This window comes from Janthinobacterium sp. SUN120 (genome assembly GCF_030397735.1).
GTDB classification, from domain to species: Bacteria; Pseudomonadota; Gammaproteobacteria; order Burkholderiales; family Burkholderiaceae_D; genus Janthinobacterium; species Janthinobacterium kumbetense.
Map to the genome: position 1 here is coordinate 1,623,172 of NZ_JAPUBW010000001.1, position 21,981 is coordinate 1,645,152.

At 62.9% G+C, this 21,981-nt stretch carries 26 protein-coding genes; 17 read left to right on the plus strand and 9 right to left on the minus strand.

Features of this window, described 5'->3' with window-relative positions; all coding sequences use genetic code 11:
* Positions 1-3: 3 nt before the first annotated feature.
* Positions 4-651, minus strand: a complete 648-nt coding sequence (flgA, locus tag O0879_RS07080; RefSeq protein ID WP_289915612.1) for a flagellar basal body P-ring formation chaperone FlgA — start codon at positions 649-651, stop codon at positions 4-6.
* Between the two features lie 254 nt (positions 652-905).
* Between flgA and flgB the strand changes: the two genes are divergently transcribed.
* The 12 genes from flgB to O0879_RS07140 all read left to right on the plus strand — a co-directional run bounded on the left by flgB (position 906) and on the right by O0879_RS07140 (position 10,762).
* Entirely contained in the window at positions 906-1,268 is a 363-nt protein-coding gene (flgB, locus tag O0879_RS07085; protein WP_034758109.1) for a flagellar basal body rod protein FlgB, read from the plus strand.
* Between the two features lie 8 nt (positions 1,269-1,276).
* Positions 1,277-1,693 (plus strand): flagellar basal body rod protein FlgC, encoded by a 417-nt coding sequence (gene flgC, locus O0879_RS07090; protein ID WP_034757795.1) that lies wholly within the window; start codon positions 1,277-1,279, stop codon positions 1,691-1,693.
* 3 nt (positions 1,694-1,696) lie between these two features.
* On the plus strand, positions 1,697-2,350 hold the full coding sequence (locus tag O0879_RS07095) for a flagellar hook capping FlgD N-terminal domain-containing protein (RefSeq protein WP_099664390.1): 654 nt from the start codon (positions 1,697-1,699) through the stop codon (positions 2,348-2,350).
* A 58-nt stretch (positions 2,351-2,408) separates the two neighbouring features.
* The gene (locus tag O0879_RS07100; RefSeq protein WP_289915614.1) at positions 2,409-3,587 is read left to right on the plus strand and encodes a flagellar hook-basal body complex protein; all 1,179 of its coding nucleotides are present in this window, start codon (positions 2,409-2,411) and stop codon (positions 3,585-3,587) included.
* A 26-nt stretch (positions 3,588-3,613) separates the two neighbouring features.
* Positions 3,614-4,342: a flagellar basal body rod protein FlgF gene (locus O0879_RS07105; protein ID WP_099664392.1), complete on the plus strand. Its 729-nt coding sequence runs from the start codon at positions 3,614-3,616 to the stop codon at positions 4,340-4,342.
* A 32-nt stretch (positions 4,343-4,374) separates the two neighbouring features.
* Positions 4,375-5,163 carry a flagellar basal-body rod protein FlgG gene (gene flgG, locus O0879_RS07110; RefSeq protein ID WP_171985002.1) on the plus strand — a complete coding sequence of 263 codons (789 nt, stop codon included), beginning with the start codon at positions 4,375-4,377 and terminating at the stop codon, positions 5,161-5,163.
* Between the two features lie 11 nt (positions 5,164-5,174).
* Entirely contained in the window at positions 5,175-5,837 is a 663-nt protein-coding gene (gene flgH, locus O0879_RS07115; RefSeq protein WP_180278556.1) for a flagellar basal body L-ring protein FlgH, read from the plus strand.
* A gap of 9 nt (positions 5,838-5,846) precedes the next feature.
* Complete coding sequence (locus O0879_RS07120; RefSeq protein ID WP_070219890.1) at positions 5,847-6,959, plus strand: flagellar basal body P-ring protein FlgI; 1,113 nt, start codon at positions 5,847-5,849, stop codon at positions 6,957-6,959.
* Positions 6,959-7,348: a rod-binding protein gene (locus tag O0879_RS07125; RefSeq protein ID WP_251349231.1), complete on the plus strand. Its 390-nt coding sequence runs from the start codon at positions 6,959-6,961 to the stop codon at positions 7,346-7,348. The genes O0879_RS07120 and O0879_RS07125 overlap by 1 nt, the downstream gene beginning before the upstream one ends.
* An 81-nt stretch (positions 7,349-7,429) precedes the next feature.
* Positions 7,430-8,791: a flagellar hook-associated protein FlgK gene (flgK, locus tag O0879_RS07130; RefSeq protein ID WP_099664394.1), complete on the plus strand. Its 1,362-nt coding sequence runs from the start codon at positions 7,430-7,432 to the stop codon at positions 8,789-8,791.
* A 10-nt stretch (positions 8,792-8,801) separates the two neighbouring features.
* Positions 8,802-9,713, plus strand: coding sequence for a flagellar hook-associated protein FlgL (gene flgL, locus O0879_RS07135; RefSeq protein ID WP_099664395.1), 912 nt, complete (start codon positions 8,802-8,804; stop codon positions 9,711-9,713).
* Between the two features lie 5 nt (positions 9,714-9,718).
* Positions 9,719-10,762, plus strand: coding sequence for a hypothetical protein (locus O0879_RS07140; protein ID WP_289915616.1), 1,044 nt, complete (start codon positions 9,719-9,721; stop codon positions 10,760-10,762).
* On the opposite strand, the gene O0879_RS07145 is transcribed toward O0879_RS07140, so the two are convergent.
* The 3 genes from O0879_RS07145 to O0879_RS07155 all read right to left on the minus strand — a co-directional run bounded on the left by O0879_RS07145 (position 10,759) and on the right by O0879_RS07155 (position 14,488).
* On the minus strand, positions 10,759-12,924 hold the full coding sequence (locus O0879_RS07145) for an EAL domain-containing protein (protein WP_289915617.1): 2,166 nt from the start codon (positions 12,922-12,924) through the stop codon (positions 10,759-10,761). The two genes, O0879_RS07140 and O0879_RS07145, sit on opposite strands and share 4 nt — an antisense overlap.
* Positions 12,925-13,042: 118 nt before the next feature.
* Positions 13,043-13,888, minus strand: a complete 846-nt coding sequence (locus O0879_RS07150; protein ID WP_251349177.1) for a DUF5672 family protein — start codon at positions 13,886-13,888, stop codon at positions 13,043-13,045.
* 144 nt (positions 13,889-14,032) lie between these two features.
* Positions 14,033-14,488 carry a hypothetical protein gene (locus O0879_RS07155; RefSeq protein ID WP_289915618.1) on the minus strand — a complete coding sequence of 152 codons (456 nt, stop codon included), beginning with the start codon at positions 14,486-14,488 and terminating at the stop codon, positions 14,033-14,035.
* Positions 14,489-14,670: 182 nt separating this feature from the next.
* Between O0879_RS07155 and O0879_RS07160 the strand changes: the two genes are divergently transcribed.
* On the plus strand, positions 14,671-15,138 hold the full coding sequence (locus O0879_RS07160) for a PACE efflux transporter (RefSeq protein ID WP_099664399.1): 468 nt from the start codon (positions 14,671-14,673) through the stop codon (positions 15,136-15,138).
* Here O0879_RS07160 and O0879_RS07165 read toward each other — a convergent pair.
* A complete protein-coding gene (locus tag O0879_RS07165) occupies positions 15,114-15,995 on the minus strand; it encodes a LysR family transcriptional regulator (protein WP_099664400.1) in 882 nt (293 codons plus the stop codon). The genes O0879_RS07160 and O0879_RS07165 overlap by 25 nt on opposite strands.
* A gap of 74 nt (positions 15,996-16,069) precedes the next feature.
* Here O0879_RS07165 and O0879_RS07170 point away from each other — a divergent pair, with 74 nt between their 5' ends.
* On the plus strand, positions 16,070-16,273 hold the full coding sequence (locus tag O0879_RS07170; protein WP_289905409.1) for a DUF3460 family protein: 204 nt from the start codon (positions 16,070-16,072) through the stop codon (positions 16,271-16,273).
* Between the two features lie 25 nt (positions 16,274-16,298).
* Here the strand turns inward: O0879_RS07170 and O0879_RS07175 are convergent, their stop codons facing one another.
* A complete protein-coding gene (locus tag O0879_RS07175; RefSeq protein WP_099664402.1) occupies positions 16,299-17,015 on the minus strand; it encodes a DUF882 domain-containing protein in 717 nt (238 codons plus the stop codon).
* A gap of 158 nt (positions 17,016-17,173) precedes the next feature.
* Entirely contained in the window at positions 17,174-18,007 is an 834-nt protein-coding gene (locus O0879_RS07180; protein ID WP_077403090.1) for an EAL domain-containing protein, read from the minus strand.
* Between the two features lie 234 nt (positions 18,008-18,241).
* Here O0879_RS07180 and O0879_RS07185 point away from each other — a divergent pair, with 234 nt between their 5' ends.
* Complete coding sequence (locus O0879_RS07185) at positions 18,242-19,054, plus strand: class II glutamine amidotransferase (RefSeq protein WP_289915619.1); 813 nt, start codon at positions 18,242-18,244, stop codon at positions 19,052-19,054.
* A gap of 66 nt (positions 19,055-19,120) precedes the next feature.
* Here O0879_RS07185 and O0879_RS07190 read toward each other — a convergent pair whose 3' ends face one another.
* A complete protein-coding gene (locus O0879_RS07190) occupies positions 19,121-19,651 on the minus strand; it encodes a GNAT family N-acetyltransferase (protein WP_099402317.1) in 531 nt (176 codons plus the stop codon).
* Between the two features lie 301 nt (positions 19,652-19,952).
* Here O0879_RS07190 and O0879_RS07195 point away from each other — a divergent pair, with 301 nt between their 5' ends.
* A complete protein-coding gene (locus O0879_RS07195) occupies positions 19,953-21,008 on the plus strand; it encodes a sulfate ABC transporter substrate-binding protein (protein ID WP_152252574.1) in 1,056 nt (351 codons plus the stop codon).
* Between the two features lie 58 nt (positions 21,009-21,066).
* Here the strand turns inward: O0879_RS07195 and O0879_RS07200 are convergent, their stop codons facing one another.
* The gene (locus tag O0879_RS07200) at positions 21,067-21,567 is read right to left on the minus strand and encodes a hypothetical protein (RefSeq protein WP_289915621.1); all 501 of its coding nucleotides are present in this window, start codon (positions 21,565-21,567) and stop codon (positions 21,067-21,069) included.
* 175 nt (positions 21,568-21,742) lie between these two features.
* Between O0879_RS07200 and O0879_RS07205 the strand changes: the two genes are divergently transcribed.
* On the plus strand, positions 21,743-21,961 hold the full coding sequence (locus tag O0879_RS07205) for a TOBE domain-containing protein (protein WP_034757699.1): 219 nt from the start codon (positions 21,743-21,745) through the stop codon (positions 21,959-21,961).
* Positions 21,962-21,981: the final 20 nt, after the last annotated feature.

Genomic DNA, 21,981 nt, shown 5'->3' on the forward strand with positions numbered 1-21,981 from the left:
TCCTTAACGGCCGGGAAGTTCGGCCGGTTCCACCACGCCCGCATCGACCACCCTGGCACGTATTACCGTGCCGCTGGTGGCGTTGCGCACGCGAATCACCTCGCCCAGCGCGCCCGGATCCAGCGCTTCGCCGGACATGCTCACCTCCACCTGCTCCTTGCGGGCCACGATATTCACCGCACTGCCCCGCTTGATCAACACGGGCGACGCCAGTTGCCCTTGCCGCAGCACTTCGCCGGCACGCAAGCTGCGCCGGCTCGACAGGCCAACGGCGCCGGGCAAGGAGGAAATACTGTCCGGCACCATCGTCACGTCGCGCCGCGCCAGGGTCACGTCGCCCGCCTGCAACGGCGTATTTGCCGTCACGGGGGCGCTCGTCACCGCGACCTGGGCCGTGATGCTGCCGCGCGCCAGCATTTCATAGCGCCAACCGTTGCTTCCAGGACACACTGCCACGAAGCGCATGCGCTGCGCCGAACGGCTGTCCGCCGTTTCCAGCGCGACGGGCGCCGCGCACGCCGGCACGGGGCGCGTGCTTTTTACCACGGCCACTTGAAACTGCGGTTCCAGCAGTCCCGCCGAGGTTGCTTGCTGCACCAATTGCTCGCGCGCCAATTGTTCCACACGCGAAAATATATTGTCGGCTGGCAATTCTGCGCATCCTGCACTACTATATAGGCTGGTCAGTAAAAAGAGGCCCGGAAGCAGTATGTGACGACATTGCGCCTTGTTCCACATCACGGAATAGTTCTCAAAGTAAATCATTGCTAACCTTAATCAAAGATACTGAAGCGGCATGACCTTACCATGCGTCAACATGACCAGGCTGGGATTTTACCTCTGCACCACCTATTTTCTGGCCCGAACCGCAAAAAGCACGATCGAATTCAACACAAAGGATGACCATGGGGATTAATTTCAAGGATGCGCTGGGCGTGCACGCCGATGCACTCGCGCTGCGTGCCGACCGTACACGCGTACTGGCCGCCAACATCGCCAATGAAAACACGCCCGGCTTCCAGGCCATGGACATGGATTTCGGCAGCGCCCTACAGCAGTTGCAGGACAATGAGGCGGGCCTGCTGTCGACCGATGACGATGCCAGCGCCCTGTACCGCGTCCCCTACCACCCTAGCCGCGACGGCAACACCGTCGAAATCGGCGTCGAGCAGGCGGCGTTCTCGCAGAATGCCACCGACTTCCAGACCAGCCTCACTTTCGTCAACATGAAACTGAAGGGTCTGTCCAAGGCCATTTCCGGACAATAAGGATCAGCATGAGCTTCCAGGACATTTCCAAGATCGCCGGTTCGGCGATGGCGGCGCAAACCGTGCGCCTCAATACCATCGCCAGCAACCTGGCCAATGCCGATTCCGTTGCCGGTTCCGAAGGCGAAACCTACCGCGCGCGCAAGCCCGTGTTTGCGGCCGTGATGGACGGCCCGGGCGCCAGCGGCGCCGGTGGAAGAGTACAGGTACTCGACGTGGTGCAAAGCGATGAGCCGCTGCGCAAGGTCTATGAACCGGGCCACCCGATGGCCAATGCCGATGGCATGGTGTTCTATCCCAACGTCAATCAGGTTGCCGAGATGACCGACATGATGTCGGCCTCGCGCGCGTTTGAAACAAATGTCGAAGTTCTGGGCCGCATCAAGTCGATGCAGCAATCGCTCCTCAAATTAGGTGAAGCATAATCCATGGAAACCAACCTCTTTACAAATAACACCAGCGGCAGCAATAGCAACAGCAATGCCGTCAAGTCGCAAAGCAATGCCACCCAGGATATGTTCACCAAGTTGCTGGTCGCGCAGATCAAGAACCAGGATCCCCTCGCGCCGACCGATCCGAGCCAGTTCGTCAATCAATTGACGCAGCAGGCGCAGACGGAAGCGATGCAAAACCTGTCGGCGCTGACCAGCGCCAATGCCAGCGTGTTGCAATCGATGCAAGTGCTGGCCCTGGGCGCGCAAGTGGGCTCGGAAGTCATGGTCAACACCGAAACAGTCCAGCTCGACAAGAGCAAGGTCAGCGGCACCATCGCGCTGGCCGCCAGCACCACCAAGACCACCGTGACCCTGAAAGGGCTGGACGACAAGGAATACAAGATCGAACTGGGCGCCAAGGCGCCCGGCACGGTGCCGTTCACCATCGATCCCGTGGCCTTGGGCTTGCCTGCCGGCACCTACAGCATGACGGTCAGCACCAGCGGCGCCGAAAAACCAACGGTCGACATTGCAGGCAAGCTCAACAGCGTGCGCCTGTCGTCCAGCGGCAGCATGATTTTGAGCGTATCGAACCTGGGCGAAGTCAACCCTGGCGCGATCACCGGCTTTAACGGCAAGACGGCCTGATCCGCTCGCCCCTTCGTTTCCTGCACACTAATCTCGTCCTTCACTAAAGGAAGTCAACATGAGTTTCGACATCGCCCTGTCCGGTATCCAGTCCATCAACCAACAGTTGAACAGCACCAGTAACAATATCGCCAATGCCGGCACCTACGGTTTCAAGAGCAGCCGCGCCAACTTTTCGGCCATGTACGCCGGTTCGCGCGCCACGGGCACGGAAGTGGGTTCGATCACGCAAAGCATGTCGCTCAATGGCGGCGTGCTGAACACGGGCCGCGCGCTCGACGCAGCCATCGATGGCCGCGGCTACTTCGTTGCGCGCGATGCGCAAAACACCATGACCTACAGCCGCGTCGGCATCTTTTCGGCCAGCAATGAGGGCAAGCTGATCGATTCGAACGGCCGCCTGGTGCAGGGTTATGCCGCCGTCAAGGGCAGCACCACCCTGGGCACCATGGGCGACATGAACATTCCGACGGGCCAGATTCCCGCCGTGGCGTCGACCAAGCTGGCGTATGCCGCCAACATGTCGTCCGAATGGACCATCAAGACCCCGGCTTTCGACAAGACCAATGAATTGAGCTACAACAGCGCCAAGTCCTCGATCGTCTACGATTCGCTGGGCGCCAAGCACTCGGTGGGCCAGTACTTCGTCAAGACGGCAACGGGCGTGGACGTGCACTACACCCTCGACAACGCCGATCTGGGGCCGGTGACGAGCATGACCTTCAATACCTCCGGCAAGCTGAACCTGACCGCGCCGGTCAACCTGGCGCTGGGCACGCCGGCAGGCGCCGCGCCGCTGTCGATCGCCATCGACTACACGGGCACCACCCAGTTCGCCGGCGAAGCGACCACCTCGACCGACCGTGCCGACGGCTATGCCTCGGGCACCTACACGGGCGTGGAACTGGCCGATGACGGCTCCGTCGTGGCGAAATACACGAACGGCCAGAAGCAAAGCATCGGCGTGATCGCCCTGGCCACCTTCCCCGACGAAGGCGCATTGACGGCTGTCAACGATACCAGCTGGGTCGCCTCGACCACGTCCGGCACCGCCATGTATGACCGTCCGGGCGTCGGCATGGCCGGCAAACTGACGACGAGCTCGCTGGAACAGTCGAACGTCGACATCACCTCCGAACTGGTGGGCCTGATGACGTCGCAGCGTAACTACCAGGCGAACTCGAAGGTCATCTCGACCGAGAACGCCATGCTGCAATCGCTGATGCAAGCGCTGTAATCCACGATACGCAAAGGTAAAGAGCAATGGATGCGCTGATTTATACCGCCATGAGCGGGGCCGACCGTGCCCTGCGGGCACAGCAGGTACACGCCAACAACCTGGCCAACATCGAGACGGGCGGCTTTCGCGCCAACCTGGAAGTGTCCACTGCCCAGCCGTTGCAAAACGGCTATGGCTACGACGACCGCCACATGACGCAGACGCAGTCGAGCGCCGTCGGCACGCGCACGGGCGCCATCAAGGAAACGGGACGCGAACTCGACGTGGCCGTCACGGGCCCCGGCTTTCTTGCGGTGCAGTGGCAAAACGGCGAAGCCTACACGCGCGCCGGCGCCATGGACCTCGATGAAACGGGTGCGCTGACCATCAATGGCCGGCCCGTGCTGGGCGAAGGCGGCCCGATCACGATTCCCGAGCACACCAGCCTGTCGATCGGCAGCGATGGCACGATTTCCATCCAGGTGCCGGGCACCGCGCAAATGCAGACGGTCGACAAGCTCAAGCTGGTCAACGCCGAAGCGGGCGAGCTGACCAAGAACGAGGCGGGCCTGATCGTGGCGCGCAGCGGCGAAGACTTGCAGGCCGATCCGGCGGTACGCATCCGCGACCGCCACCTGGAAGGCAGCAACGTCTCGGCCGTCGAGGAAATGGTCGCCACCATGAGCCTGAACCGCAGTTTCGAGATGCAGATGAAAGTATTCAAGGCCAGCGATTCCATGACGGAATCGGGCAACCGCCTGCTGGGCGCTTGAGCCCCACGCCAATCTATTACTAGGAGCAACACATGAATCCAGCAATGTGGATCAGCAAGACCGGCGTGCAGGCACAAGATGCCAAACTGCAAGCCATCGCGAATAACCTGGCCAACGTCAACACCGTCGGTTTCAAGCGCGACCGCGTCGTCTTCGAAGACCTGTTTTACCAGGTCGAACAGCAGCCGGGCACGCAGCGCGCCGACAACACCCTCTCGCCTTCGGGCGTACAGCTGGGTAACGGCACGCACATGGTCGGCACGCAAAAGGTGTTTACCACCGGCAGCCTGCAAACGACGAGCCGCGAATTCGACGTCGCCATCACCGGCAACGGCTTCCTGCAGGTGCTGCGCCCGAACGGCGAAGCGGCCTACACGCGCGCCGGCCAGCTGGGCATCAATGAAAACGGCGTGATGGTCAACGCCCAGGGCTTGCCCCTGGTGCCGCAGATCACCGTGCCGAACAACGCCACGGCCATCACCATCGGCGAAAACGGCATGGTCACGGCCACCGTGCCGGGCAATGTCAACGGCACCCAGCTGGGCCAGCTGAACCTTTCCAGCTTCGTCAACCCGACGGGCCTGCTGGCACTCGGTGAAAACCTGTTCCAGGAAACGGCATCGAGCGGCACGCCGACGGAAGGCCGTCCCGGCGAAGGCGCCCTGGGCAAGCTGAAGCAGTTCGCGCTGGAAGGCTCGAACGTGCAGGTGGTCGAGGAGATGGTCGACATGATCGCTGCCCAGCGCACCTATGAAATGAACACCAAGGTGCTGTCGGCCGCCGACAATATGCTGCAATACCTGGCGCAAGCGGCACGCTGATGACGGTCGCCATGAAAGCCACGGCAGCCATGCTGCTGGTATTGATGGCCGGTTGCGCCAGCCAGCCGGCCGCGCCGGTGGCACCGAGCTTTTCCGACACGCCGCTGCCCGTGGCGCCGCGCAGCGCTGCGCGCGGCGGCGTGGCCGGCGGCGTGTTCAATCCCGACGCAAGCCTGGACCTGATCTCGGACAGCCGCGCCTTCCGCGTCGGCGACGTCGTCACTGTGGCGCTGCAGGAAACCACGCAGGCCAGCAAGAAGGCGGGCACCTCGTTCAACAAGGGCTCGTCCGTCGGCGTGAAGGCAGCCAATATCCTCGGCAAGACCCTGCCCAAGACGGGCGTCGACCTGTCGGCCGACCGCAACTTCGCCGGCGACTCGACCAGCACGCAGCAAAATGCGCTGTCCGGCGCCATCACCGTGATCGTGCAGGAAGTCCTGCCGAACGGCTTGCTGCGCGTACAGGGCGAAAAAACCCTGACCCTGAACCAGGGCGAGGAATTCGTACGCCTGCGCGGCTACCTGCGCGCGGCCGACATCGATTCCAGCAACCAGGTCTCGTCCTTGCGCATTGCCAATGCACAGATCGCCTATTCCGGCCAGGGCACCCTGGCCGAAGCCAATACACCAGGCTGGCTGACGCGCTTCTTCGTCGGCCCATGGATGCCGTTTTAAGGTGACCTCATGAAATTTCGTTCCGCCCTGCCCCTGGCAGCCATGCTGGCCGCGCTCTCCGGCTTTGCCCTGCCCGCCAGCGCCGCGCAAGTGCTGCGCAACCTGGTCAGTATCGAGGGCGTGCGCGACAACCCGCTGGTCGGCTACGGCCTCGTCGTGGGCCTGAACGGCAGCGGCGACACCACCCAGGTGAAGTTTTCCAGCCAGTCCGTGGTCAACATGCTCAAGCAGTTCGGCGTGAAGATGCCGGACGGCGCCGAAGCGAAAAGCAAGAACGTCGCCACCGTCATGGTCAGCGCCGTGTTTCCACCAGGATACCGCCGTGGCCAGGCCATCGACGTCACCGTGTCGTCCCTGGGCGATGCGAAAAGCTTGCGCGGCGGCACCCTGCTGCTGACGCAATTGCGCGCGGCCGACAATGAAACGTATGCGCTGGCGCAAGGCAACGTCGTCGTCGGCGGCCTGAACGCCACCGGCAAGAGCGGCTCGTCCGTCACCGTCAATACGCCCACCTCGGGCCGCATTCCCAATGGCGCCAACATCGAGCGCGAGATTCTCAGCGATTTCTCGACCAAGCCGACCGTCACCCTGAACTTGCGCCACCCGCATTTCGAGACGGCCATCAATATCGTCGAAGCCGTCAACCGCCGCTTTGGCGCCGTCGCCACCACGCGCGACGCCACCAGCGTGGAAGTGCTGGCGCCGGAAAACCCGACCCAGCGCGTGGCCTTCATGGCCAAGCTGGAAGCCTTGAGCGTCGACGTCGGCGTCGATACGCCGAAAGTGGTCTTCAATTCGCGCACGGGCACCGTCGTCATCGCCGAAGGCTTGCGCGTGAAGGCGGCCGCCGTCACGCACGGCTCGCTCAAGGTCGTCATTTCCGAAAGCTCGGCCGTCAGCCAGCCGGCGCCGTTCGGCCGCGGCCAGACCACCGTCACGCCGCAATCGAAGGTGTCCGTCGACCAGGGCAACGGCAATATGTTCAAATGGCCGGCCGGCGCCAAGCTGCAATCGATCATCGACGTGGTCAACAGCCTGGGCGCTTCGCCCGATGACATCATGGCAATTTTACAAGCCCTCGACCAGGCTGGCGCCATCGAAGGCGAACTGGTGGTCATATGATCAATATCAACGACAGCAGCAGCGCCCTGCCCTCGGCGCTCGACGACCGCTCCCCTGCCGCCGCCACGCCGGCCGACCCGCGCTATGCGGCCAAGGCCACCGAGGCGGCCGTCAAGTTCGAAGCGTTCTTCATCTCGCACATGCTGCGCCAGATGCGTTCGGGCACGCGCGAGATGGCGGGCGAAGACAGCGTCTTCAAGGACCCCATCAACAGCGACATGCTGGAAATGGCCGACAACCTGGTGGCCGACAAGATGGCCGGCCAGCGCGCCTTCGGCATCGCCGACGCCATCCTGCGCCAGCTGCTGCCGGCGGCCGGCGCCCCCGTGGCCGCCAAAAGCACTGTCAATACCGACAATATTGCGGCACCGCTTAATAAATCCGTCTGAAGCGTCGCCTGTACAAGGTAACAACGATTCAATGCTTGCCCACCCGCACGCGCCACACTCTTCACGAAAGAAACTTGCCAAATGAGCATCATCAGCAATGCATTGTCAGGCAGCATCGCCGCCCAGGCCGCACTCAATGCGGCCAGCCAGAACATCGCCAACCTTCAAACGGCGGGCTACACGCGCCAGGGTGTGTTGCTGTCATCGCTGGGCGCCACCGCCGGCGTACGCTCGGCCGGCAATGGCGTGGAAGTGTCCGCCTTGCTGCGCTTTGCCGATGCATATAAAAGCCAGCAAATGTGGCGCGCCGCGTCCGACCAGGGCGCCCGTTCGCAGACCCAGCCTTACCTGACCCAGCTCGAGCGCGTGATGGGCGACGATGCTTCCAGCATCAGCAACGGCATCGACGGCTTTTTCGCCGCCCTCAACGCCTCGGCCGTCGACCCGACGTCGACGCCGCTGCGCCAGCAGATCATAACCTCCGCCGACTCCATGGCGCAGCGCTTCAACAGCATCAGCACCGTGATGGGTAACCAGTTGCTGTCGTTGCAACAGCAACGCGCAGCGATCGTGCCGCAAGCCAATACCACCCTGGCCAATATCGCCGCGCTGAACCAGCGCATCAGCACCGCCACGGCCTCGGGCACGAACGTGTCCTCGTTGATGGATGCGCGCGACCAGCTGATCGACGGCCTGGCCTCGCAAATGGGCATCGACGTCCTCGACCAGCCGGACGGCTCGCGCAATATCGCGCTGAAGTCGGGCCAGCCGCTGGTCATCGGCAGCCTGGCCGGCACCTTGACCAGCAGCATGACGAACACGGGCGACCAGGTCCTGAGCCTCGATTTCGCCAAGTCGTCGTACAACCTCGATCTGGTCGCCATCGGCGGCCAGATGGGTGGCCTGGGCGAATTCGAGAAAAATACCCTGAAACCGCTGCAGCAATCGCTGCAAGACATGGCCACGCAGCTGACCAGCAAGGTCAACGCGCAACTGGCCCTGGGCAAGACCATGGCTGGCACATCCGGCGGTCCCCTGCTGGCCTACGCGAATGGCAAGCTGAGCATTACCCCCGGCTTCAACGCCAAGGACCTGGCCCTGTCGTTGACAGGTGCGGCCGGCGACAGCGGCAATTTGCAGGAATTGATCAATATCAAGAATCAACCGATCAGCGTCAGCTGGGTGGGTTCGGTCCTGATGAGCGATGCGGACACGCAGCTCGTCGGCAAGCTGGCCATCTACAGCCAGCAGAACCAGGCCCTGCTGAAGACTTCCAACACGGTGCGCGCGCAAGCCATCGACGACTGGAAGTCGACCAGCGGCGTGAACAAGGACGAGGAAGCGATGAACCTCGTCGAATTCCAGAATATGTACCAGGCAAACATGAAAGTCATTTCCGTGGCGAATACCTTGTTTGATGCCACTTTGCAAATGATGGGTTAAGGAGAAGATCATGCGTGTCGCCAGCAGCCAGTACCAATCACTGATTAATATTTCTCTTCAGCAAAATCAAGAGCGCATCAATTACCTGACCCAGCAGATGGCTTCGGGCTTGCGCATCCAGCTGCCATCGGACGATCCGATCGGCAACGTGCGCATTTCGCGCCTGACGCGCGAGCAAGCCATGGTCACGCAATACCAGGACAATATCGCCACGGTGAAAGTGCGCCTGCTGAAAAACGAAAACTATCTGACCAGCATGGTCACCGACATGGGCCAGGCGCGCGACCTGCTGGTGTGGGCCGCCGACGGCGGCAATGCGCCGGACGACCTGAATGCGATGACGCAATCGCTGATCGCCATGCGCGACAGCGTGCTGTACACGGCCAACCTGAAGGACCAGGAAGGCCGCTACATGTTTTCCGGCACGGATACCGACAAGCCGGCCATCGCGTTCAATCCCGCTGCAGCCCCCGGTTCGCGCTACACGTATAACGGCAACACCGCCACGCAGACCGTGGTGGTGGGCAATGGCGTGACGCAGGCGGCCAACGTCGACGTGGACAAGCTGGAAGTGTGGCTGAACAAGATCGACCAGGCCATCGATACGCTGGGCAAGCCTGGCGTCAGCCCGAACGACCCGGCCGTACGCAGCGTGGTGGGCGCGGCGCTCGATGGCACCGATGACGGCATGGATTTACTCTCTGGCAAGATCGCCATCTTTGGCGGCGCGCAAAACATCCTGACCACGCTCTCCGGCAACCTGGCCAACGTCTCGTTGTCGAATGACATGGCCTTGTCCGACTTGAAGAAGACCGACATGGGCGCGGCCGCCATCGAGCTGAACGGCTACCAGACGGCCCTGCAGGCAACATACAAGGCGTACGCCAAGGTTGGCACCCTTTCTCTGTTTGATCTTCTCTGACCATCATGCAAATCGTTCAGACTTCCTCCTCGTCCGGCGTCAATGCCAAAGGCGCCGGCACAGCCCGCGTCGTCGATGACGCGTCCGCCGCGGTCAAAAGCGGCGCCAGCGCACGCAGCGACGCGCCGGCGGCGAGGAGTTCGACGGCGAGCCTGCAGCGTGGCCTGAGCAACTGGGATCACCAGCTGCAGGGAGAAATTTCTAACGCGCAACAAACCCTCGACTACCTGGACCGCAGCAGCAGCCAGTTGCAAGCGCTGAAGAGCGAACTGGCGGCCAAGCTGGCCGCGCGCCAGGGCCGCGAAGGACAAGTCGAGGCCAGGGTACGCCAGTTCAGCAATACCTGGCGCCAGCGCGCCAGCGCCTCGGGCGGCACGCTCGACGCACAGCTCAGCTATACCAGCCCGCAGGCGGCGCAACAGAACTTCAGCATCCGCGGCCTGACCATGGCCAGCCTGCAGGAAGGCCCGCAGGAAGTGCTGGCCTTTTCCGTCGGCGGCGCGAACCAGGCCTTGCGCTCGGTCAACATCGAACCTGGCTTGAGCCAGAGCGAAATCGTTTCCCGCTTCGACCGCGCACTGATGCCGTCCGGCATCGGCGTCAAGCTGGGCCAGAATGGCGAACTGGTGTTCAGCACCTCGGAAGCGGCCTGGGCCAACGTGCGCGACAGCCTGTCCGTGCGCGGCAGCGGCATCCGCTACCCGACCGGCCAGATGAGCCGCGTGCGCACGGATGCGGAACCGGCCGCCATCGCCCCGGAAGAATGGAATACCGGCGACACGGAAGCCCTGCGCGCCACCTTGCAGCAAGTGGTGCAGGCGCTGGCCCAATTGCAGGCGGCGCGCAGCTCCGTCAGCCTGGCCCTGGCGCAAGCCACGGGACGGGTGGCCCGCGCGCAACCGGTGCAAGTGCATGTCAGCATGGATACCTTGGCGGAAAACTTCATGGAAAAGGCCCGCCAGCCCGGCTATGAATCGCTGCTGGCGATCAGCTCCGCGCTGGTCGGCATCAGCCGCGAACGCGTCGTTGCACTGCTGGGCCTGGATTAAAAATGCCGGCCCGCGGCCAGCATTGCACTGAGCTGCTCCACAGGCACCGCGCCTGAAAATACATAACCCTGCGCATAATCGCAACCGGCGGCCCGCAGCAAGTCACGCTGCGCGGCCGTTTCCACGCCTTCCGCCACCACTTTCAGGCCCAGCCCCTGCGCCAGGCTGATGATGGCCGCGCAGACGGCCGGCGCCGCGCCTCCCGCCCCCAGTTCCCGTACCAGCGAAGGGTCGAGCTTGAGTACCTCGAGATCGCCCCGCTTCAGGCAAGCCAGCGAAGTGTTACCGGCGCCAAAGTCGTCGAGCGCCAGCGCCAGGCCCATGGCGCGGAACTGGCGCAGACGGTCGGCCACCGGGCGCGTCTCGTCGAGCAGCACGGCTTCCGGTGCCTCGATGACAATGGCGCCCGGCGCCAGGCCCGCCCGCGCCAGCGCATTGCCCCAGTCCTGGTAGAGCGCGGCATCGCAGCGAAATTCCACGGCCGACTTGTTGATACATATCTGAAACACGGCGCCATGCGCCGTTTGCCACTGCCGCGCCTGGCTTACGACCTGGCGGAAGACCCACTCGCCGATATCGATGATCAGGCCGTTGGCCTCGGCGAAGGCGATGAAATCGGCGGGCAGCAGCAAGCCGCGCAGCGGATGGCGCCAGCGCAGCAGCGCCTCTGCCCGCTCGATGCTGCCATCGCACAGGCGGATGATGGGCTGGTAATGCACTTCGAACTGGTCCTGCGCCAGCGCCAGGCGCATCTCGCGCACCGTCGCGCGGCGCAGGTCGGCCGCCTGCTGCAAGGCCGGCGTGAAGTAGCTGTAGCCGTTGCGCCCCGCGCTCTTGGCCGCATACATGGCCTGGTCGGCATGCCGCAGCAAGCTGTCCGTTGCCTCCGCGTCGGCCGGATACAGCGCCACGCCCACGCTGGCCGACACGTGCGCCGTGTCGCCGTCGAGCACGAAAGGCAGGGCCAGCGCCGTCGTCAATTCCTGCAGCACGCGCTCGATGCCGCCCAGCTGCCGCACGCCGGCCAGGATGACGGCGAACTCGTCGCCGCCCAGGCGCGCGACCGTATCGCTGGCGCGCACGTGCTCGCTGATGCGCAGCGCCGCCTGGCGCAGCAGCATGTCGCCCTTCTCCTGACCGAGGCGGTCATTCACCAGCTTGAAATAGTCGAGGTCGATGAACAGCAAGGCCAGGCAACCGCCTTCGCGGCTGGCGTGGCGCACCTCGTGCTGCAAGCGGTCGAGCAACAGGTGGCGGTTCGGCAAGCCCGTCAAGGGGTCGAAATTGGCTTGCCGCCAGAGGCGCTCGGACGCCGTGCGCTGCAGCGTGATATCGCTGACCAGCGCCAGCGCGCCCAGGTAGGCGCCACCGGAGTCGAAGATGGGATTGGTGGCCAGGGTGGCCCACAAGGTGCTGCCGTCACGCCGCAGGAACTTGAATTCGTGGCGCTCGACGATGCCATCCTGACGCCGCGCAATGTTACGCTCCAGGATGGCGCGCCCCTCGTCATCCATGAAGGCGGCCAGCGGCTGGCCCAGCATATCCTCGATCTGGCAACCGAGCATCTGCGCCATCTTCGGATTGACAAAGCTGGTCAGCGCCTGCGCATCGATTTCCCAGATGCCCTCCTCGGCGCTGTGCACGATGCGCCGGAAACGCTCTTCGCTGCGTTCCAGCGCGGCCAGCTTGCCTTCGGCCTGCTCCAGCACCAGGCGCAGCGCCTGGCCGTTCGGATCGGCGCTGCCCAGCAGGCTGACGGGCAAGCCGGCCTCGCGCGCGCCGGGACGCCGCCGCACCTGCAGCTGGATGCGTTCGGGCTCGCTGCTATTGAGTACGCGCTGCACGAATTGCTCGAAATCGTGGCGGAACGCCTCGTGCACATACGAACGGAACAGCACGTGGCCAAGGCGCTCGCGCACCAGGCCGAACAATTCGGCCGCCACCAGGTTGACTTGCACGATCACGCCATCGAGACCGAGCACGAAATAGGCGACGGGCGCCAGCAGGTATAAATCGTTGAAATAGGCTTGCTCGCGCTCGGCCTTCACCCGTTCAGGGCTGAAGACGCCATCGTCAAGCAAGGGAGTGGCCGGCCACGGCACGGGGTCCTGGCCATGCAGGGAGGAATCAGGAGCTGAGACCGCATGCGGTGTATTGTCCATGGCTATCCTTTGCACCACCGCCCAGGCGATCAGGCGGATGCTGTCCCGAGACTAGCATGCGCAAGGCTCAGTGTCGAGCGATGCATGGCGGCAGCCGGCCCGGCAGCCGCCAGGACGGCTAGGCGCGCGGCGACGCTGGGCGCGAGCGGGCGTGCGTGAGCGCGTGCATGCCTGTACGCAAGGCAAGCAGGCAGGCATCGCCGAATAGCGCCGCGCCGCCGTTGATGCGCCGGCGCAATATCCGGGCCGCCATCCGGTAGCGGCCGGAGCGGTACAGCTGCTTGATCAGCCCGCGCGCGGTTGGCGCATGCATTATGGCATCGTCGCACTTGCGCAGGTAATCGGTCAGTTCCGTGTCGTCCAGCACTTCGCCAAAGTTGAAAAAACCATGGAAACCGAACGTGGGGCCGGCCGGCATGATGCCTTCGAAGGCAAAGCTGGAGGCCAGGCCCGCATCGGCGAAACGCACGCCAAACTCCTCGCGCAGCCGGTCGCCATGCAATTCGCAGATCGCATAATCCTCAGGATGGGGTTGCGTGATGGCCAGCTGCGGCAAGATGTCATACAGGCGCCGCGAACGCAGCGAGAAGCCGCCATTGCCGACGGCCACCGGGCGATGCGACCACGGTGCGCCGATATAATCGCAGTCGAGGAAAGCACTCTGCCATTGACGCGCATCAACGATGAAACTGTCCCACTGCATGACGAGCGCATGCGTGCCGCTGAAATGGGCGCCCAGCTCATGCACCATGAATGCCGAATACGCTTCCACGCTCTCGATGGGGGCGATCAGCACCTGGCGTATATGCGGGGGCAAGTCATGCAGGCGGGAAGTGAACAGCAGGCATTCCTTGAAATCGGCGCCGGCCAGGCAGCGCTCGATGGCAAAGCTGGCCAGTTCGGGATAACGCGTTTCCACGCACACCAGACTGATGTCGCGGAGGTCCAGCTTGTCTTTATGCATTACAGGCTTTTCATCGAATGTAGGCGGAAGGCATGCCAGGCGCGGGCATGGCATATTTTGCAACGCCCGCATGATACAGCGCAAACGGGAGCGGGACAAGAGGCATGGAGCATGGCCGCCCGGCCCCGGCGGCGCGCGAACGGCTCAGCGGCCCATGCCGCGCCGGCGCAAGCCGAAATCATGGCCCACCACCAGCAAGGTGCTGGCCACCAGGCTCGATAGCCCCACGATCAGCTGGATCAACTTATCGTCAGGCAAGATCCACAGCGCCCCATCCGGCGTCTCGCAGCCCGTGGCCGCGCTGATCAGGGGAGAGACCCAGGCCGCGTCCGGCGTCACGTCGAGCACGACGGCGCCGTCGGCGCTCGTCTGCATATAGATATCGCCCCCTTCGGCCAGGGTAAAGCAGATGCCCACGCCCGTTTCCGTGGCGCGGATATTGTCCTGCATGCTGCGGTTATGTTCTTCGATCCACACTTCCACGTCGTACGGCGTTTCCAGGTGCTCCCACGGACGGGGGCGGAAACGGGGACGTTCGTCCGCGCCGGCGGGGGTATCGGCGGGGGTATCGGGGATGTTGCTGTCTGCTGCGCCTTGCATGCTCGTTGACCTTTTCTGCGGTGATGCGGCGGGACCGGTTGCCTGCCAGCCGCCATTATCCACCGTTCGCGCCATGCACGGTATTCCCACAGCGAATTCATCAGAAAAACTGACAGCTATCGACTTCAAACATCAGCACACCTGACTTAAAATACGCACCATCTCTTCTTTACAGGCTTTACATGCAAGGCATCAAACGCAAAATCGTCTACGTCACCGCCTTTGAAATCATCGGCATGGCCATTTCCACGGCCTGGCTGACCCTGCTCTCGGGCGAGTCGCCCACCAGCACGGGGCCCCTGGCGATCATGATCACCACCATCGCCGTGATCTGGAACCTGCTCTACAACACGGCCTTCGAATACTGGGAAATCCGCCAGGTGTCGCGCACGCGCACCGTCTGGCGCCGCATCCTGCACGCGATCGGCTTCCAGATCACCCTGGTCATCTACCTGATCCCGCTGATCGCCTGGTGGCTCGATATCAGCCTGTGGCAAGCGTTCGTGCTGGACTTCGCGCTGATGCTGATCATCCCGTGCTACAGCTTCATTTTCAATTACTTCTTCGATGGCCTGTTCGGCGTACCCCTGTCGGCGCAGCAGCCGAAGGAAGAAGCCACTGACGTTCAGGCTGCTTCGCTGAGCAACTGAAGAAAGGACCGCGCCGCCATGCCCAGCGGCCGGTCCTTCATCCACACCAGGTGGATGGGCACGACCAGGCCATTGCCCGTATTCTTGAACGCCACGCAACGCACCCGCCCCGCCGCCAGAGAATGCTGGATGGCCGAGGCGGCAAAGTTGCCCCATCCCAAGCCCGCTTCCACCATGGCCAGCGCCATCGGCAAGCTGTCCGTGCGCCAATAGGACAGCCCCACCACGGGGCGCGCATCGGCCAGGTCGAGTTCGCGGCTGGCGACGATGATCTGGCGCAAATTCACCAATTCCTCGATATACAAGGGCTGACCCGCCGCGCTGGGCGGATGCTGGGTGGAAATAATCGCCAGCAAGGCATCGCTGCCCACCAGCTGGAACTGTTCCTCGTGATTGATGCGCCCGCCTGCGAAAGCCATGCAGGCGCTGATGCGGCCCCGGTGCAGCATGTCGAGCACATCGTCCTGCGGCGCCGTCAGCACTTCGATGTCGAGCAGCGGATGGCGCTGCGACAACGCGCGCACGGCGGCCAGGAAGGGCGTATGGTCAAGCTCGGCCGCGATGCCCAGCGAAATGCGGCTTTCCAGCCCCTGCGACAATTCCTGCACGTGCAAGTGCAACTGCTTCAACTGCTCGGCGATCAGGCGCGCGTGGGGAAGCAGGGCCAGCGCGGCCGGCGTGGGCACGGCTTCGCGCGCGCCCCGGTCGAACAGGGTGATGCCCAGTTCCGCCTCGATGTTGGCCATCGCCATGCTGACAGCCGACGGCGCCCGCCGCAAGGCGCGCGCGGCGGCCGAGAACGAGCCGCCGTCGACGACGGCCAGGAACAGTTCGATGTTATGGCTGGAGAGTTTCATGGGAAGCTGGAAACGGGCGGCGCTTTTCCGCCGCTGGCGATAGAATGAAAGAAATGTCAACAGCAGGAGGAGCCATGACTCGTCCACTTCCCTACCGCCGCGGCGGCTATGTCTCGGAATTCACGCGCTTCATCGACGCTTACCTGCAAGCGCATCCCGAGGCGCAAACGAGCCAGCGCCTGGGCTGGCGCATTTACTGGGAACGCCCCGTGAATTTCGACGCATGGCGGCGCGCCGGCAACGACAGCGTGCCGGAACCGCCGTATCACTATGACTAACGTGACTAGCGCTCAGTGCTAACGCTTAACCCTTCCAGGTGCGCTGCAGGCCCGTATCCGCATGGATCCAGCCGCCACGGGGGCCGGAGCGGTAATAGAAGCCCACGCCGCCCTGCTTGAAGCTGCGCACGAGCGAACCGAGCACTTCCGCGTTCAAGTTCGCCACGCGGATGTCGGCGGCGCGGCCCGAGATGTGCAGCGACTGGCGCGCCGCCGGCACGCCCGCTTCGCGCAGGCGGCTGTTCGACTCGGCCGTGCGGTAGCCCGACAAGATTTCCAGCGGCTGCTCGATGCCGTAGCGGGCCACGAACGCCTGCGTGCCCCACAGGGTTTCCAGCAGTTTCGGGTCGATGGGCGCCGTCTTCTTGCCGTTCACGTCGCGCAGCAAGTGGCACAGTTCCTGGTAGGCCGAATCGATGACTTCGCCATCTTTCCAGTACAGCAACCTGGCTTTTTCATTGCTGGCCGGGCGCACCACTTCCAGGGTGCGGGGCTTGAGCCAGAATTCCAGGTCCAGCGCCTGTGCGTCGAAGATGTCGGGAGGCGGTTCCATCTCGGTGATGGCCGCGCGCGGCTGCGAGGTGATCGAGCGGTCGATGCTGGCCAGTTGCGTCGGCTGGGGCGGCACGCCCGTGCGCGGCGCGCGCGGCTTGGCGCTGGCCGAAGCCGAGGCGGGAGCGGCCGTGCGCGAGGCGCAGCCGATGAGAGGAGTGGCAACCAGGCCCAACGCGGCCAGGCCCATACCATGGTGTAGAAAGTTTCTGCGCGATGCCATAGTCAGTCCAATATAACGATGGGAATACTATAGCGTATTGTGCTGCGAAGAAAAACCCTCATTTTCTATCGTCTCTGCCTGTTTCTCACGTATTTTCCGCTGAGGCTGCTTAAGCGGGAAACCGCTCACGCGGCGGCGCTGGCGGCCGCGTCCTGCTTTGCCTGCGCCAGCGCCGTCAATGGCTTGTCGAGCAGATAACCCTGGGCCACGATGGGCAAGCCCGTGATGGCGGCGACGCGCTGCAGCGCGGCCAGCGCTGCCGGCGTGTCGAGGCGCTTGAAGACGACGCGGATTTTCGCCGCATGGCACAGGGTGACGAAGCTGGCGACGGCCTGCTCGTCGCTGAGGTTGCCCGCGTCGAGCTTGAACGCATGCGGGTGCAGGCGCTCCAGCATGCCCGTGGCTTCATGCACGCTGGCCACGTTGATGGCCAGACGGAAACCATTGCGCCGGTAATTGTCGGCCACATAGTTGAGCAGCCAACCCTGGTTTGGCGTCACCGTCGGCAATTGCAGCACGATGCGTTCGATGGGCAAGCCCAGCGCGTCGAGGATGCGCTGGAAGGCGTGGCCGTGATTGCTGCTGACGGCGCTCAGCAGGCGGTCATGCACGTTCAGGTACAGGTCGGCCTGCTCCGCTTCCGCCTGCCGGAAAAAATTAATGGCGTGCAACATGCGGCACAACCGGTCCAGCTCCACGGATTCATCGTCGCTGGCCGCATGGTCGAGCAAACGCCACAGCGACAAACCCTCGTCCGCCTTCGACACGCTGCGCGCCAGGCCCTCGAACGCCACCAGCTTGCCGCTTTCGAGTTCGCGCAGCGGCTGGAAGGCGCTGGTCATGGTGCAATTGAAGAAACGCCCCAGCGCCCTGCCCTCCCCGTCGAGCCAGACACTGGTGCCGGCCTGGGTTTGGTGCGACAGGCGGGCCAGGTAGTTTTTCAGGACGGGAAATGGCATACGTGCTCCTTCATCGGGCTGCGCCAGCTGCCCTCATGGGGAAGGCGGCGCCAAAGTGTGCAGAGTAAGGCAGCGCCAACCAAAGGAGAACGAATGGTTTCGCCATTTGATATGCGTCCAGCATATATGGCCGCAACAACGGACAGCGCATAACGATAGTCGGAAACATTCGTTCCGGCGGCCTGTCCCGGCCTTTACTGTGGGCGTGTACCGATACCATCTGGAAGGGCCGCCATGTGCCAGTTACTCGCAATGAACAGCAGCAAGCCAGCCGCGCTGGGATTTTCCTTTGCCGGCTTTGCCGAACGGGGCGGACGCACGGACGAGCACCGCGACGGCTGGGGCATCGCCTATCATTCCAGTAGCGGCTGCACCCTGCTGACGGATCACCTGGCGGCCATCGATTCGCCGCTGGCGGCCCGGGTGCAGCAGCATCCCGTGAAAGCGAAAAACATCGTCGCGCACATCCGCAAGGCCACGCAAGGCCGCATCGCGCCTGAAAACACGCACCCGTTCGCCCGCGACCTGTGGGGCAAGACCTGGTCCTTCGCCCACAATGGCGACTTGAAAACGTGGCGCGCTCCCGCCAATGCGTACTACCACGCCAGCGGCGACACGGACAGCGAACAGGCGTTCTGCCACTTGCTGGCCCGCTTGCGCACGCAGTTTCCCACGGGCGAACCCGCGCGCGCCGACTTGCGCGCCGCCATCGGCGAAGTGGCGCGCGAGATTGCCGCGCACGGCACCTTCAATTTCATCCTGTCGGACGGCGAACTGCTGTTTGCCCACTGTTCCACGCATTTGCACTACGTGATACGCGAATACCCGTTTTCCGTGGCGCAACTGATCGACTGCGAGCGCAGCATCGACTTTCGCCAGCATAATCACCTGGACGACCGCATCGCCGTCATCGCCACGCATCCATTGACACAAAACGAGGATTGGCTGGCGTTCGCGCCCGGCGAACTGAAACTGTTTGCCGGCGGCACCTTGCTGCCGGCAAACGATAGCGCGCAACAAGGCGTGTATATCCAGATCAGTTACTGAAGGGAAATATTCAAAGAGAGGAAATGGCCCGCCGCCAGATGGGCGGGCTGAGGTGCAAGACCGGCGTCAGGCCGAATTGCAGTTGCAAAAGCGCTTGCGCTTGGGGTCGCCGCTGGCGATGCCTGCGGGGTCAATCTGTTTCCAGCAAAAAATCGTTTCCACGCCATATGGCGAGCGGACATTGCCCGCCTCGACATACCCTTGCTTGACGAAAAAGGCCTGGCTGCTGGCCGTGCTGTGCAGTTGCAGGGCCTTGATGCCCCACTCGCGCGCCTGCGCTTCCAGTTGCTCCACCAGCGCCTTGCCGGCGCCGCGGCCTTGCGCCTCGGGCAGCAGGTAGCACAGGGCCAGCTTGCCGGCGCGCGTCAGCAAGCCGACGCCGACGACGGCGCCCGCTTCGACTGCGACCAGCGAAAAATTGGTGGGCGACGCGAACCAGCACGCCACCATCTGCGGTGTTTTATTGCCCAGCCAGGCTTCCAGGATGGCCGGATCGTCCCGATGATCGAGGCTGCAGCATTCGACGATGGAGCGTCGTAATACGTTGCACGCCTCGAAAGCGTCGGTCGATGTTGCAATACGAATTTCAAGACTCATGTACGCTCACAAAATATTCCAGTTGCCGATGCAGGCGGTTTTACCCCTGTATCGTGCGATTCGACTATACACCAAGCGGCGCTTTCGGGTTTTTTGCCGCACGCCACGGACCGGTTTTGCCTATGGCGCCATGCGTGCAGACTAAGTGCTGATGCGCATCTTGCCCACGAATGTTTCCAGAAATCGATATATGTTTTTTAGCGCAAACGGGAATCGAATCTAAGCATATTACGAAAAATTCGTTTCTTTTCCGGCCGGAATTTTAGACTATGTCTATCTATTCTCACAACAAGAGTTCAACATGACCCATTCCAACGCCGTATCGACTGCCGCAGCAACGCTCACCCAACGCTCGCGCCGCTGGTTCCTGGCCAGCGCCCTGGCCGCTTCCGCTGCCGCCATGAGCCTGCCGATGGCCGCCAGCGCCGCCGAACCGGTGGTCTTGCTGAATGCGTCCTACGACGTGATGCGCGAACTGTTCAAGGACGTGAATCCCGCATTTATTGCAGATTGGAAAGCCAAAACGGGCGAAACCATCACCATCAAGCAATCGCACGGCGGCTCCAGCAAGCAGGCGCGCTCCGTCGCCGATGGCCTGGAAGCGTCCGTCGTGACCATGAACCAGGCCAATGACATCGACATCCTCGTCGACCGCGGCCTGGTGGTGGCCGACTGGGCCAAGAAATTCCCGAACAATGCAGCGCCGTTCTATTCCACCATGGTGTACCTGGTGCGCAAAGGCAACCCGAAACACATCAAGGATTGGGACGACCTGGCCAAGCCCGGCATCAAGGTCATCGTGCCGAACCCGAAAACCTCGGGCAATGGCCGCTACACCTATTTGGCGGCGTGGGGCTATGCCGTGAAAAAAGGCGGCAGCGAAGCGCAGGCGCGCGACCTCGTTACCAAGCTGTTCAAGAACGTGCCCGTGCTCGACGGCGGCGGCCGCGGCGCCACCACCACCTTCACGCAGCGCGAAATCGGCGACGTGCTGGTGACGTTTGAAAATGAAGTGCAATTGGTGCGCGCCGAATTCGGCGACAACTTCGAAGTCGTGTATCCAAGCATCTCCATCCTGGCCGAGTCGCCGGTGGCCGTCGTCGACAAGGTCGTCGACCGCCGCGGCATCCGCAAGGAAGCCACGGCTTACCTGCAATACCTGTACTCGGAACCGGGCCAGGAACTGGTCGCCAAGCACTATCTGCGCCCCCGTTCGGCGGCAGTGGCGAAGAAATACGCAGCCAGCTTCAAGCCGATCACCCTGTTCACCATCGATGACGTCTTTGGCGGCTGGAAACAAGCGCAAAAGAAACATTTTGACGATGGCGGCGAGTTCGACAAGATTTATCAGAAGTAAGCTTGCGCCACATCAATAAAAAAACCGGGACGAGTCCCGGTTTTTTATTGCCGCCGCGTCACTGCTTTTTCAGCAGCAGCTTGAATTGCGGCAGCCAGCGCCCGTCCACCAGCATCTCGCTGACCGCCTCATAGGCATCGCCCGACGGCGTCCAGCGCACGCGGTACATCAGCGCCTTGCCGCCGGCGCCCACGTATTGCGTGGCAGGAAAATCGAGGCCGCCGTCCGCCGGCAGCATCGTGCCGCGGCTGTAGCCGCCGCTGTTTTCCACATACAGAAAGGCCACCTTGCCTTCGGCGGCGTCGTGGTAATACGTGGTTTCGCCCACGTAGTCGGGCTTGCCGGGACTGCGCACCGTGTGCACGTCGCGCAACATCCGGCCGCCATACAGCCACTGGAAACAGTGCTCATCCGTCTGCTTACCACCAGGAAACTCTCCTTTCCAGCAATGCCCGGCCAGGAAAGCCATCGGTTGCAGGGCAGCGACCGGTTGCGCCAGTGCGGCAGAGGTGGGCAACAGCAGGGGCAACAACAGGATCGACAGCAAGCATGGACGCATGGCAAACCTCCGCGTGGATAGACCGACGAGTATAGGCGAATAATATGCTTGCGGCGGCATCCGCGCACCATTTCCGCATATCGATATGCGCATCGATTCGTGGTCAAAAGCGCGCGCGCGCCGTACTCTGGCCATGTCGCGCCGCACGGCGTATTACGGGTACAAAGGAAATATCATGGCTATCTCGGAAGTGAATGTACGCAACCAGTTTCGCGGCAAGATCAAGGAAATCATCTTTGGCCCCGTGGTGTCGGAAGTGGACGTGGAAACGCCGCACGGCATCGTCACGTCGGTGATCACCTCGCGCTCGATCAAGGACCTGGACCTGAAAGTGGGTAGCGAAGTCATCGCGCTGGTGAAATCGACGGAAGTGTCGATCGCCAAGATCCAGTAAGCATCGCCTGTCCATGCGCC

Bases quoted from the DNA above. Each gene is read 5' to 3' on its own strand.
- flgG (WP_171985002.1), top strand. From the start codon at position 4,375: ATGAATCCAGCAATGTGGATCAGCAAGACCGGCGTGCAGGCACAAGAT.
- O0879_RS07155 (WP_289915618.1), bottom strand. From the start codon at position 14,488: ATGCAAGGCGCAGCAGACAGCAACATCCCCGATACCCCCGCCGATACC.
- flgB (WP_034758109.1), top strand. From the start codon at position 906: ATGGGGATTAATTTCAAGGATGCGCTGGGCGTGCACGCCGATGCACTC.
- O0879_RS07200 (WP_289915621.1), bottom strand. From the start codon at position 21,567: ATGCGTCCATGCTTGCTGTCGATCCTGTTGTTGCCCCTGCTGTTGCCC.
- flgH (WP_180278556.1), top strand. From the start codon at position 5,175: ATGAAAGCCACGGCAGCCATGCTGCTGGTATTGATGGCCGGTTGCGCC.
- O0879_RS07180 (WP_077403090.1), bottom strand. From the start codon at position 18,007: ATGCCATTTCCCGTCCTGAAAAACTACCTGGCCCGCCTGTCGCACCAA.
- O0879_RS07185 (WP_289915619.1), top strand. From the start codon at position 18,242: ATGTGCCAGTTACTCGCAATGAACAGCAGCAAGCCAGCCGCGCTGGGA.
- O0879_RS07165 (WP_099664400.1), bottom strand. From the start codon at position 15,995: ATGAAACTCTCCAGCCATAACATCGAACTGTTCCTGGCCGTCGTCGAC.
- O0879_RS07105 (WP_099664392.1), top strand. From the start codon at position 3,614: ATGGATGCGCTGATTTATACCGCCATGAGCGGGGCCGACCGTGCCCTG.
- O0879_RS07150 (WP_251349177.1), bottom strand. From the start codon at position 13,888: ATGCATAAAGACAAGCTGGACCTCCGCGACATCAGTCTGGTGTGCGTG.
- O0879_RS07095 (WP_099664390.1), top strand. From the start codon at position 1,697: ATGGAAACCAACCTCTTTACAAATAACACCAGCGGCAGCAATAGCAAC.
- flgL (WP_099664395.1), top strand. From the start codon at position 8,802: ATGCGTGTCGCCAGCAGCCAGTACCAATCACTGATTAATATTTCTCTT.
- O0879_RS07145 (WP_289915617.1), bottom strand. From the start codon at position 12,924: ATGGACAATACACCGCATGCGGTCTCAGCTCCTGATTCCTCCCTGCAT.
- O0879_RS07190 (WP_099402317.1), bottom strand. From the start codon at position 19,651: ATGAGTCTTGAAATTCGTATTGCAACATCGACCGACGCTTTCGAGGCG.
- O0879_RS07140 (WP_289915616.1), top strand. From the start codon at position 9,719: ATGCAAATCGTTCAGACTTCCTCCTCGTCCGGCGTCAATGCCAAAGGC.
- O0879_RS07205 (WP_034757699.1), top strand. From the start codon at position 21,743: ATGGCTATCTCGGAAGTGAATGTACGCAACCAGTTTCGCGGCAAGATC.
- flgC (WP_034757795.1), top strand. From the start codon at position 1,277: ATGAGCTTCCAGGACATTTCCAAGATCGCCGGTTCGGCGATGGCGGCG.
- O0879_RS07160 (WP_099664399.1), top strand. From the start codon at position 14,671: ATGCAAGGCATCAAACGCAAAATCGTCTACGTCACCGCCTTTGAAATC.
- O0879_RS07175 (WP_099664402.1), bottom strand. From the start codon at position 17,015: ATGGGCCTGGCCGCGTTGGGCCTGGTTGCCACTCCTCTCATCGGCTGC.
- O0879_RS07170 (WP_289905409.1), top strand. From the start codon at position 16,070: ATGACTCGTCCACTTCCCTACCGCCGCGGCGGCTATGTCTCGGAATTC.
- O0879_RS07100 (WP_289915614.1), top strand. From the start codon at position 2,409: ATGAGTTTCGACATCGCCCTGTCCGGTATCCAGTCCATCAACCAACAG.
- O0879_RS07120 (WP_070219890.1), top strand. From the start codon at position 5,847: ATGAAATTTCGTTCCGCCCTGCCCCTGGCAGCCATGCTGGCCGCGCTC.
- O0879_RS07195 (WP_152252574.1), top strand. From the start codon at position 19,953: ATGACCCATTCCAACGCCGTATCGACTGCCGCAGCAACGCTCACCCAA.
- flgK (WP_099664394.1), top strand. From the start codon at position 7,430: ATGAGCATCATCAGCAATGCATTGTCAGGCAGCATCGCCGCCCAGGCC.